Origin of the sequence: Acinetobacter sp. EKM10A (assembly GCF_011075215.1) — a bacterium.
Classification (GTDB): Bacteria; Pseudomonadota; Gammaproteobacteria; order Pseudomonadales; family Moraxellaceae; genus Acinetobacter; species Acinetobacter baumannii.
In genome coordinates, this window is sequence record NZ_JAALLK010000025.1 from 17,555 (window position 1) to 29,400 (window position 11,846).

Here is an 11,846-nt window from a genome sequence, read left to right on the forward strand (position 1 = left end):
CTCTTAAATTGCTATAAAAAAATACCGCCCAATAAGAGCGGTATTTTTCAATTAAGTATGAAGAGTAAATAGCATTTGCCGTTTTTTCACTTGTTGACCTTGCTGACCTAAAATTTCATCGACTACACCATCCACATCAGATTTAATCTGTTGCTGAATTTTCATGGCTTCAAGAATCAATAATGTTTGGCCCTTCACTACTTGATCGCCTTCATTGACCAGAATATTCACCACAGCCCCATCCATCGGTGCTCGAATTTTGCCGTCTCCCGCTACATCGGTAGCTTCTGGTGCAGCGTAAGTCATATTGCGTATCAAAACATTGCCATTATCCCGATCTAGATAAAGCTGATCATCATCCAATACATATTGAACACGGCGACGTACACCATCAATTAAGTAAACTAGTTGCTCTGGCGTTTTCTCAAGCACATCAATACAAACTACTTGATCACAGAACTGTACCGTGAATGTGTTATTTACAGATGAAAGCTGCAATTGAATTTGCTGATCGGCAGTTTGTAATTTTAACGGTAATGGCACACCAAGCCCAGTTTGCCACACTGTAGTACCTTTACTTTGGCTAAATAATGCCGCAGCAATTGCTAAGGTTTCTAAAGATAAAACCTGATGGTGTAAGCTGGGATCATTTTGGAAATGCTGTTGGATAAATGCTGTATTGGTATCCCCTGTAACAACAACTGGATGGCGCAGTAAATTGACCAAGAACTGTTTATTACTATTCACTCCAAGTAAAACACTATCATCGACTGCACGAGCCAGTAAGCGAATCGCATCCTCACGGGTTTTACCGTATGCAATTACCTTTGCTACCATCGGATCGTAAAATGGACTGACTTCATCAGTTGCTAACATGCCATGATCAATTCGCACATTTGGCAAGGTTGCAGGCTTCCAATGTAAAATTTTTCCTGTTTGTGGCAAAAAGTCCTGACGTGGGTCTTCTGCATACAAACGTACTTCGATCGCATGTCCATTTAAGGTCAATTCCTGTTGCTTTAAAGGTAACTGCTCACCATTCGCCACACGTAACTGCCATTCAACTAAATCCAACCCTGTAATAAGCTCAGTGACCGGATGTTCTACCTGCAAACGGGTATTCATCTCCAAAAAGTAAAATGCACCCGATGCATCTAGCAAAAACTCAACTGTACCTGCCCCGACATAAGCACATGCTTTTGCCGCTGCTACAGCTGCCTCGCCCATTTGCTGACGTAGTTCAGGCGTCATCACTGGACACGGTGCCTCTTCAACAACCTTCTGATGACGGCGCTGGATTGAACAATCGCGCTCAAACAAATACACATAATTACCATGTGTATCACCAAAAACCTGAATTTCGACATGGCGTGGAGCAATGACTGCTTTTTCTAAAATGAGCTCGCCAGAACCAAAAGCATTTTCAGCTTCTGAACGTGCGGTTTGTAATGCCTCAAACAACTCGGATACTTGCTGTACCAAACGCATGCCACGACCGCCGCCACCCGCAGAAGCTTTGACCATAATTGGAAAGCCAATCTGCTCAGCTTGAGTTGCTAAATATTCGAGATCTTGTCGGTCACCTTCATAGCCCGGCACACAAGGGACGCCCGCCTCAATCATGGCGATTTTTGAAAGGCGTTTACTGCCCATTAACTCAATTGCAGAAGCGGTAGGCCCAATAAATGTAATCTGGTTGTCGATACATGCCTGAGCAAAATCAGTATTTTCTGACAAAAAACCATAGCCGGGGTGAACTGCATCCGCCCCTGTTTTTTTGCAAGCTTCAATAATTTTAGCGATGGAGAGATAAGACTCCGATACTTTTAAAGCACCAATATAAACAGCTTCATCAGCCTCTTGCACATGGCGAGCATTACGGTCTGCATCGGAATAAACTGCGACGGTTTGGTAACCCATTGCCTTGGCTGTTTGCATAACTCGAACTGCAATTTCACCACGATTGGCAACCAGTATTTTTGAAAATTTCATTATTTTTATCCTTATCTCTTATGTTTCATCGGCCCAATTTGGTAACCGTTTCTGGATAAAAGCCATCGTTCCTTCTTGTCCTTCAGCACTACCAACCGCTTGAGCAAACTGCTGTGCAGCATCATCTAGCAACTGATTTAAAGGTTCATTGAGTGTTCGATGTAACAGTGCTTTAGTCACACGTGAAGCTAGAGGAGCTGCTCGTTTAATTTGCTGAATTGTTTCTTGTAAAGCTTGCTCAAGTTCAATTTCATTATGTGCAATTTGATGAACCACACCGACACTCAGTGCTGTATGCCCTTCAAAACGCATGCCGAGTAAAGCCAGTCTGCGTGCCTGAGTCAGGCCAATACGTTTCACCACAAAAGGAGCAATTTGTGCAGGAATCACACCAAGCCCAGTTTCAGGTAAACCAAACTGCGCATTATCACGGCTAATGGCAACATCAGAAACACATGCCAGCCCAAAACCTCCACCTAATACCGCGCCTTCTAAAATGACCACAACAGTCTGTGGTGCAGCTTCAACTTGCTCAAGCATGGCACCAAAACGGCGGTTAAAGTCAGTATAAGGTTGCAGACTACCAACGTTAGTTGCTTCAACGCGTAAAGCAGCCATGTCTTTAATATCACCACCTGCGCAGAAAGTCCCACCTTCACCACGAATGACGACTGCACGAATTGAAAGGTCATCGCGGATGGCAGTAAAAACTTGCTGTATTGCATTAACCATATTCAAGTTCATGGCATTACGGCTCTCCGGTCGGTTTAACCAAAGGTATAAAATACTGCCGTCTTGTTCTAATTGAATGCTGTCATCAATATCTATAGCTTGAAGCGATGCTGAAAGTGTCATGGTTGATTCCTTATTTTTGTTTTTTTGGCAAGATATCCATCAACTTACAGATAATCCCCAACATAATCTCATCTGCGCCACCGCCAATAGAGCCTAAACGACCATCACGATATAGCTGGGATGCAGGGTTATCCCACATAAAGCCATTGCCACCCCAATATTGTAGACAGCTATCGGCAACTTCACGGCTTAAACGGCCTGCTTTGAGCTTTGCCATAGATGCCAGCTTAGTCACATCTTCACCCGCAATATGCTGTTCACACGCTTGGTAGGTTAAGGCTTTAAGCGCTTCTACTTCAGTCATGAGTTCGGCAAAACGAAAATGGATATATTGGTTATTAATGAGTGGTTGACCAAACGTCGTACGCTCTTTGGTATAGGCGATAGTCTTTTGAATTAAATTTTCCAAACCACCAATCGCATTAGCACAAGCCCATAAACGCTCTTCCTGAAATTGCATCATCTGCATCATGAAGCCCATACCTTCAACGCCAACCAAATTACGCTGAGGTACACGTACATTGTCCAAATAAACTTGTGCTGTGGTCGTTGAACGCATACCTAATTTATTTAACGGTTCTGAAAAACTAATCCCTTTAGTTTTGGCTGGCACAATAATCATCGACTTATTAACATGTGGTTTATCGTCAGACGTATTGGCTAAAAGACAAAAGAAGTCGGCCTGCAGTGAGTTGGTAATCCACATCTTGCTGCCGTTAATGACATAGTCATCGCCATCTTTTTTAGCAGTCGTTTTAATAGCAGCAACATCCGAACCAGCATGTACTTCCGATACCGCAATTGAGGCAACATATTCTCCAGCAATGGCTGGTGTTAAAAACTCATCACGTAATTCTTTGCTGCCAAAACGCGCCAAAGCAGGTGTTGCCATATCGGTTTGTACACCAATGGCTAAAGGCACACCGCCACAAGCTGCTCGTCCAATTTCTTCAGCAACAACCAAGTTATAAGAGTAATCTAAAGCCAGACCACCATTTTCCTCAGGCTTACAAATCCCCAATAGGCCAAGATCACCCATCTTTTTAAATACATCGTGGATCGGGAAACGTCCAGCTTCTTCCCATTCCGGAATATTCGGATTCAGTTCATTTTCAACAAATTGACGCGCTGTGCGACGTAATGCTTCATGTTCGGCAGTAAATTTCATGATGTTGTTCCTATTAATTTTTTTAATTACGGCAAAGGTTTATTAAAAACGAGACACACCAAAACGGGTTGGATTCAACTCGCGCTGCTGTGCTTCATAAATGGTTTGTAAAAGAAAAATCAGTAATTTTCGGGTATCTCGCGGATCGATAATGCCGTCATCATGCAACATAGCGGTATTGAACAATGCTGTAGATTGCTGCTCCAATTTCATCGCAGTGCTTTGCTCAAGAAAATCAAGCATTTGTGGATTCGGCTCCTGACCGGAAGCTTTTTGTTTTCCTTCTGCTACAATGCGTAGCACTTTTCCAGCCTGTGCAGATCCCATGACAGCAACATGCGAGTTCGGCCAAGCAAAAATAAAGTCTGGCGATAAGCTCCGGCCACACATCGCATAGTTTCCAGCACCATACGACCCTGCTACAACAATCGAAATTTTAGGGACTGTGCAATTGGCAACGGCTTGAATCAGTTTTGAACCATGCTTGATAATGCCGTTTTGCTCGGCATCGGTTCCCACCATAAAGCCAGTAGTGTTATGTAAGAATAATAACGGACGGTTGGTCTGTTCACATAAGTGAATAAACTGAGCTGCTTTCGCTGCTCCTTGAGGGGTAATCGGACCATTATTGGTAATAATACCGATATGCAAACCACCAATTTTTGCCCAGCCACATACCGTTAAATCATCATATTCCTGCTTAAATTCTAGAAAATCTGAATCGTCAATAATGCGGGCAACCACTTCTTTCATATCAAATGGTTGTTTAGGATCACTTGGAATAACACCCAACAGTTCCTCGGTATCATAACGAGGCTCTTTATAAGTCACATCAACTGGTTTGATTTGCTCTTTCCAGTTGAGGTGTTCAAAAATTTCACGTGCAAGCCGAATTCCATCGGCATCATTTTCTGCTAAGTATTCTGCTGTTCCAGCAACCTGCGCATGCATTTCCGCCCCACCCAATTCCTCCGCTGTGGCGACTTCACCCGTGGCAGCCAGAAGTAAAGGTGGACCTGCAAGAAGCATCTCTGTTTGTTTGCGTACTACAATGACATAATCCGAAAGACCTGGTTGATAAGCTCCTCCTGCCGTTGCATTCCCATGTACCACTGCAAGTTGTGGAATACCTGCTGCAGACAAACGTGCCTGATTGGCAAAAGTCATACCACCATAGGTAAATACTTCAGCTGCATAATTTAAGTTAGCACCGCCACTTTCGGTCAGCGTAATCAGCGGGAGTTTTTGTTCTAAGGCAATTTTTTGCAAACGCAAAGTTTTCTGTACACCCATAGGAGACATGGTCCCGCCTTTAATTGCGCTATTACTTGCAGAGACCAGACAACGCACACCACTGACAAAACCAATGCCAGCAATTACACCACCACCAGCTTCGGAGCCATCCTTGTCATCATGCATGTTGTAGCCAACCAAGCCACAAAGCTCGACAAAAGGCGAATCGGCATCGAGCAATAACCGTACACGCTCATGCGGCAGAATCTTGCCCTTTTTATCGAATTTCGGTTTAGCAGCATACGATTTATCAATACTTTTTTGCTGAATTGCACGGACTTCATTCAGTTGAGCAAGTAGTGCCTCTTTATTCTTTTGATACTGTTCACTACCAACAGTAATTTCGGATTGAAGAATGGTCATTTTTTTATTCCTCACTCCGAGCCTGAATTATTGCTTTGCTCGACTTTCGCAGTCTTATCTTTTTTAAAAATTTCAGGAATAAATGCGCGATGGAAACCATTATAAGACTGACTATTTGTTGCTTCGGCTAGTGGGTACATGCGTGTCCCTTGCGATGCAGCGCCATCAATACGCAAAGTTACACCTGACACAAAAGCCGCAGCATCTGACAGTAAATAACAAATTGCCGATGAGACTTCCGACTCAGTTCCCATACGTTTTAACGGTACATTGCCAGCAAGACTTGGAATAATTACTTTGGCAAAATCACCGCTATAATTATCCATACCGGATGATACAATCCACCCCGGTGCAACCGCATTTACACGAACACCAGATTTGCCCCACTCAACCGATGCTGTTTTAGTTAAGTTATCAACCCCTGAACGCGCAGCACCAGAATGTCCCATTCCCGGCATACCGCCCCACATATCAGCAGTCATATTGACAATACTGCCACCATGTTTAGCCATCCATTGGTTATAAGCTTCACGCATTAGATAGAAAGTTGCGTGTAAATTATTACGCACGACTGCATCGAAACCATTCGCCGAAATATTCTCTAAAGCTGAGGGGAACTGCCCGCCTGCATTATTTACCAAACCATCGAGTTTGCCGAATTTTTCAATCACTTCGGCAATCATATTTTTCACCTGTTCTTCTTCACGGTTATCACAAACAATGAAATGAACTAAACCACCATCTTCTATAATTTCTTGGCTTACTTTCTCTAATTTTTCAATTTTGCGTCCTGTAATCACTACTTGAGCGCCGAGGGCTGCAAGCTCATGTGCAGTACAGCGTCCAATTCCTGAGCCACCACCTGTCACAATAATGACTTTATTGGCGAAAGCATCTGGTCTAAATATTGATTGATAACTCATCTTTGTTTCATCCATTCATTTTATTTTTCTAAAAGATGTGCCGGAACTTTAACAGGCATATCCAATAACTGTTGGGCAAAGGCTTTACCTTGCGGATCAATACGTAAGCTGGCAACACCACCGCCACCCAAGGCATTTTCCAACATAAAATTCAGTGCATTTAAACCCGGTAACTCATAACGGATTACTCGCCCTTTCTCAGCATCCAAAACATGTTGCATATAGCTTGCAACAGACTGTTCAGTTAGTGCTGCACGAATCCATGGTAAATAGTCCGCTTTACGTGCAATCACGCCAATATTGCTATGATTGCCTTTATCACCACTGCGGGCATGCGCAATTTCAATCAAAGGAACTTCAATTTCATCTCCTTGATAAACTGCATTTTCACCTGCCGTTAATGTAAGCAATTGCTCTGTAGAAACCCCTTGTGGAATTTCAACCGCGTGACGTTGGCCATCAAAATCGATTTCAACATTCACCTGATTTTTATCAATTAAAAATGAAAATAACTTAATTACTGGAGATGCTTTGGGGCGGCCTCCAACAATTCCTGCCAAAGCTGGAGCCATACCTGTTGAAGCTTGTGCAATTTCAGATGCAAAGAACATACATGCTTCTTTAATCATGTGTTTTACAGCTATTTTGACCACAACTTCACGACTATTTAATGTTTGGGCATGGCCGCCATAGGTACTTTCAATACCTAAAATTTCAACAGACTTTTCACTAAATGGCGGCACTGAGCGCATTGCTAAAACACGTTCGCACTTAGTCAAAATCGCATCAGCAATGACTTGTGCTTTTTGTGGTGCCTCACGTCCTGCAATGAGGAAACTCACTAAAACCCGATATCCATCTGGGTAAGTCGCGCTGACTTTATATTGTGTAGTTGGTGCTTGTCCTTTTGCACCCGTCACACGAACTCGGTGCTCCCCGACTTGCTCTAAATGCACGTGGCTGAAATCAGCAATGACATCGGGTAGTAAATATGCTTGAGGATTGCCTATTTCATAAACAATTTGCTCTGCAACTGTAGCAGTAGAAACCAGACCACCTGTACCTTGAGGCTTAGTTACAACAAATGAGCCATCTTCACTCACTTCAACCACTGGAAAGCCCATGTTGTCGAAGCCCTGTACCAATTGCCAATCGGTAAAATTACCACCCGTACATTGGGCTCCACATTCAATCACATGACCTGCTAACGAACCTTGCGCCAATTTGTCATAATCATCGAGCGACCACTGATATTCATGAAGTAAGGGTGCAAGTACCACAGCAGAGTCAACTACACGACCCGTAATCACAATATCTGCACCTAAGTCTAAGGCGTCACGAATAGCAACCGCGCCTAAATAAGCATTACTGCTTGCCACCTGTTCTGGCAACGCTTCTCCGCTAAACATTTCTTGAATATTCTGTGATTTTAGCTGCTCATGTTTTGGCAAAAGATCATCACCTAATACCACAGCCACTTTCAGATCTAGACCATACTCTTTAATAATTTTTTGCAAGGCATCCCGACAAGCTAATGGATTAACACCACCCGCATTACTAATCACTTTAATCTTTTTTTCAGCAATTTTTTTTAGTAAAGGTGCCATGACTCGGCTGACAAAATCTAAAGCATAACCATGTCTCGGTTCTACCATCTTCGCTTTAGCCATAATCGACATGGTAATCTCGGACAAATAATCAAAAACCAAATAATTAATATCGGTCAAATGCACTAACTGAAAAGCGGCAGTATTGGTATCTCCCCAAAACCCAGAGGCACACCCTATTTTTACGACTCGATGATCATCCTGCTGATTATTTGCCATCCTATTTCTCATTATTTTGTCTAAAAATCAGCCTCAACATTACCAAGCAAGCGCTTGGTTTGTAAAGCGCAAAATGTTATTGTGATGTTGACCAAATCTTCCAAATTCGGCAAATAACCTGAAATGCGATGAAATTTAGTGAAAATTTCCACTATAGACTTTTAGATAAAGGAACAAACTGAGCACATGATTGCCACCTCAATTGAACAGATTCCAAATATCCCCTGCTTTGATGACAGTCCACGTGGCCGTTTATTGCACGGTGCTGCCTATCTTTTTCATAAGCAAGGCTATGATAAAACCACTGTTCGTGAACTTGCTCAGTTTATTGGAATCCAATCGGGAAGCTTATTTCATCATTTCAAAAGTAAAGATGATATCCTCGCTCATGTGATGGAACAGACCATTATCTATAATCTTGCCCGTTTAAATGATGCAGCAACTCAATCTACAGACCCAGAACAACAATTACGTGCTCTTATTAAAGCCGAACTGATCTCAATTACTGGAGATACTGGTGCAGCCATGGCTGTGTTGGTGTACGAATGGTTCGCTCTATCAAAAGAAAAGCAAGATTATCTTTTAAAAATGCGTAATGAATATGAGCAAATCTGGCTCGATATCATTGAAAAGTTACGCACACAAGGTAAAGTCAAACACGATGCTTTTATTTGGCGACGCTTAATTGGCGGTGCAATTTCATGGACTGTAACTTGGTATAAATCTGAGGGTAAAGTCAAAATTGATGAGTTAACGGAAATGGTTTGGGAAATGGCTTTGAAATAAAAAAGGTGGCTCAAAGTCCACCTTATAAGAATTAATAACCAAGCTGTTTACTAATCAAATCTTTCATAATTTCTTCAGCACCACCGCCAATCATATTGACCTTCACTTCACGGTAAATACGTTCTGATTTGGTACCTCGCATAAAGCCCATACCACCTAATGTTTGTACAGCCGCATCAGCACAAAATTGCATAGTGCGAGTCGCAACATTTTTAAGCATTGAAATTTGCGCCACCAACTCAGGTCCTTGTAACTTCGGCTGAGTCATTTTCCATGCTGTTTCTTCAAGTAATGCCCGCGTTGAGGTCAGTTGGGTTGCCATATCTACCAATTTATGGCGTACTACTTGATGATCTATTAATCGCTTACCAAAAGTTTTACGTTGCTGTGCCCACTCTAAAGCTTCTTCATAACAGACTAATGCATACCCATAAGCGACTACTCCCAAGAAAAACCGCTCCATATTAAAGTTATTCATAATAACTTTAAAACCGGCATTTTCTTTGCCAAGTAGATTTGATGCAGGTACTCGTACTTGATCAAAATACAAATGTGCCGTATCTGATGCCCACCATCCCATTTTCTTCAAAGGCGTTTTAGTAATACCTTCACTATGTGCATCAATGAGTAACATTGAAATGCCTTCTGCACCCGATTTTGTCGGATCAGTACGCACTGCAACTGTATAATAGTCTGCACGAATTCCCGATGTAATAAATGTTTTCTCGCCCGAAACAATATAATAATCCCCATCTCTGACAGCTTTAGTCTGTAATGCAGCAACATCTGAACCACCACCAGGTTCTGTAATCGCTAAAGCCGAAATTTTCTCACCGGAAATAATACCTGGCAGAACTCTAGCCTTTAACTCCTCACTCCCAAAGTGCTGAATGGGAGGGGCGCCAATGGTATGGACCATGAGCGAGATATGCACCCCACCTGAACCCGCCTTTGCCATTTCGATACCAGCCAGTAATGAATAGAATGGATCTGCATCTGGAATACCACCATATTCTTCTGAAAAACCTAGACCCAGTAATCCAATTTCGGCAGCCTTTTTATAAAGTTCTCTTGGGAATGTCTCAGCCTCATCCCATTCATTAACGAAAGATGCCATTTCTTTTTGTACAAATCTACGAACATTATCGGCAAAAGCTATATGTTGTTCATTATAGTAAATTGGATTGAGCTGCATTTTTAGAAATGTCCTGATGTTTTTATTTAATTCCAGAACATATCTTGTCATGTTTACCATCAGTCAAAAGTTGCAAGAATCTCCATTTTCTTGGCATAAAATATCAAATCCAGACGATCGAGTTGATTCGCAAGACCTATACCCTTAAACAGCAGCGAAAACCACGAGCTGCATAATATGACTGGGCTCCATTGTGATAGATGAAGACTCGACCATAGCGACGGTCCGCAAAAAGAGCTCCTCCTAATTTTCGGATTTCCTCTGGAGTAGCAAGCCAGCTTGATGTTTTCAGATCAAACTCCCCGAGCTGTTGTAATTGGTGATATTGCTCTTCTGTTAGGAGTTCAGCCCCTATTTCTTGGACTAAGTCTATTGCGCTATTTTTAGGAGGATGATCTGTTCTAGACTCTAAGGCTTCTCGATCATAGCAAAGGCTTCTACGACCTTTCGGTGACTCAACAGAGCAATCTATAAATAAATATTCATCTTTCTGCTGGTCATAAGTAATAACATCTGGCTCTCCTCCTGTATTTTCCATTTTCTGCAATGTCCATAGTTTGTCTGGAGACTCAATGAGTTTAGCTCGCACATTCGCCCAATCAATTTCTTTATGTCGATGTATATTCTTTTCAAATCTATTTTTTAATAATTCAAGCAACATATCTATTTGTTTTGAAGTTAATTGTTTTTTAGTCATCATTGAATAAACCTTATCCTTATTAAACAGAATGCCCAACAAAGTAATTTGTTTTCTTTGTTTAATATCGAGGGCTTCTCTGCCTCAAACATTAATTGCAGAGATAGAACTCAATCCAATCTCTCTACATGAGGGTCCATAATTAAGATAATAAATAATCCTTTACTATATATTTAATTCCAAAAGTGTCCACAACGCTTACATTTACTCCCATTTTTAAAAGAAAATAAAGGTAGGCCGAAAAACATAAACAATAAAAAGGCAGATTTTTTTCCTTTATTATTAACCTCTATATCCAAACTTCCACACTCAGGACAATATTCTTTATTCTCCCCGAACTTTTGTTCAAGCTCATCACTAAAGTCTTTTTCAAGAAATAGCTTCGCTTCATCAACATAGTTTTCTGGAACTAATAAACGAACTCCACCTAAAGCATTAGAATAAAACCAATCCATATTAATTGTATGCTCATTTTCAATATAAGCAGGAATTCCAAATGCTTCTAATTGAGTTTTTGCAATTTGTGCCTCATAAGGAAACGAGAAAGTTTTAACTACGATCCATTGCATATTAAATTTCTGATGAGGTAAATAACTTTAGATTAACTTTATTTCTTTATAATTTGAATCAATTTTAATGTTTAAAAAATTGAGGATACAAATTCCAGCTATAAAAAAACACCCCCAACCAATGGTTGAGGGTGTTTAGAATAATGAGCTGGCGATGACTTACTCTCACATGGGTAATC

General features: G+C 41.5%; 10 protein-coding genes. 1 reads left to right on the forward strand and 9 read right to left on the reverse strand.

What is annotated here, in order from left to right:
- Nucleotides 1–51: 51 nt before the first annotated feature.
- Genes G9371_RS18260 through G9371_RS18285 form a run of 6 tightly spaced genes read right to left on the reverse strand, consistent with a single transcriptional unit; the run spans nucleotide 52 to nucleotide 8,420 of the window.
- On the reverse strand, nucleotides 52–1,992 hold the full coding sequence (locus tag G9371_RS18260) for an acetyl/propionyl/methylcrotonyl-CoA carboxylase subunit alpha (protein WP_029423861.1): 1,941 nt from the start codon (nucleotides 1,990–1,992) through the stop codon (nucleotides 52–54).
- Nucleotides 1,993–2,010: 18 nt separating this feature from the next.
- The gene (locus G9371_RS18265; RefSeq protein ID WP_000175506.1) at nucleotides 2,011–2,847 is read right to left on the reverse strand and encodes an enoyl-CoA hydratase/isomerase family protein; all 837 of its coding nucleotides are present in this window, start codon (nucleotides 2,845–2,847) and stop codon (nucleotides 2,011–2,013) included.
- Between the two features lie 10 nt (nucleotides 2,848–2,857).
- Nucleotides 2,858–4,015, reverse strand: coding sequence for an acyl-CoA dehydrogenase family protein (locus tag G9371_RS18270; protein WP_000673016.1), 1,158 nt, complete (start codon nucleotides 4,013–4,015; stop codon nucleotides 2,858–2,860).
- Nucleotides 4,016–4,057: 42 nt separating this feature from the next.
- Nucleotides 4,058–5,671, reverse strand: coding sequence for an acyl-CoA carboxylase subunit beta (locus G9371_RS18275; protein WP_029423862.1), 1,614 nt, complete (start codon nucleotides 5,669–5,671; stop codon nucleotides 4,058–4,060).
- A gap of 11 nt (nucleotides 5,672–5,682) precedes the next feature.
- Nucleotides 5,683–6,594, reverse strand: a complete 912-nt coding sequence (locus G9371_RS18280; protein WP_000121938.1) for an SDR family oxidoreductase — start codon at nucleotides 6,592–6,594, stop codon at nucleotides 5,683–5,685.
- Nucleotides 6,595–6,614: 20 nt separating this feature from the next.
- Nucleotides 6,615–8,420 (reverse strand): acyclic terpene utilization AtuA family protein, encoded by a 1,806-nt coding sequence (locus tag G9371_RS18285; protein WP_002132916.1) that lies wholly within the window; start codon nucleotides 8,418–8,420, stop codon nucleotides 6,615–6,617.
- A gap of 186 nt (nucleotides 8,421–8,606) precedes the next feature.
- Here G9371_RS18285 and G9371_RS18290 point away from each other — a divergent pair, with 186 nt between their 5' ends.
- Nucleotides 8,607–9,206 (forward strand): TetR/AcrR family transcriptional regulator, encoded by a 600-nt coding sequence (locus G9371_RS18290; RefSeq protein WP_000562187.1) that lies wholly within the window; start codon nucleotides 8,607–8,609, stop codon nucleotides 9,204–9,206.
- Nucleotides 9,207–9,237: 31 nt separating this feature from the next.
- On the opposite strand, the gene G9371_RS18295 is transcribed toward G9371_RS18290, so the two are convergent.
- The 3 genes from G9371_RS18295 to G9371_RS18305 form a co-directional block, all read right to left on the reverse strand.
- Nucleotides 9,238–10,401, reverse strand: coding sequence for an acyl-CoA dehydrogenase family protein (locus tag G9371_RS18295; RefSeq protein ID WP_039244290.1), 1,164 nt, complete (start codon nucleotides 10,399–10,401; stop codon nucleotides 9,238–9,240).
- Between the two features lie 136 nt (nucleotides 10,402–10,537).
- Nucleotides 10,538–11,101 carry a DUF4256 domain-containing protein gene (locus G9371_RS18300; RefSeq protein WP_029423864.1) on the reverse strand — a complete coding sequence of 188 codons (564 nt, stop codon included), beginning with the start codon at nucleotides 11,099–11,101 and terminating at the stop codon, nucleotides 10,538–10,540.
- A gap of 170 nt (nucleotides 11,102–11,271) precedes the next feature.
- Nucleotides 11,272–11,667, reverse strand: a complete 396-nt coding sequence (locus G9371_RS18305) for a DUF2007 domain-containing protein (RefSeq protein ID WP_001198599.1) — start codon at nucleotides 11,665–11,667, stop codon at nucleotides 11,272–11,274.
- Nucleotides 11,668–11,846 lie beyond the last annotated feature (179 nt).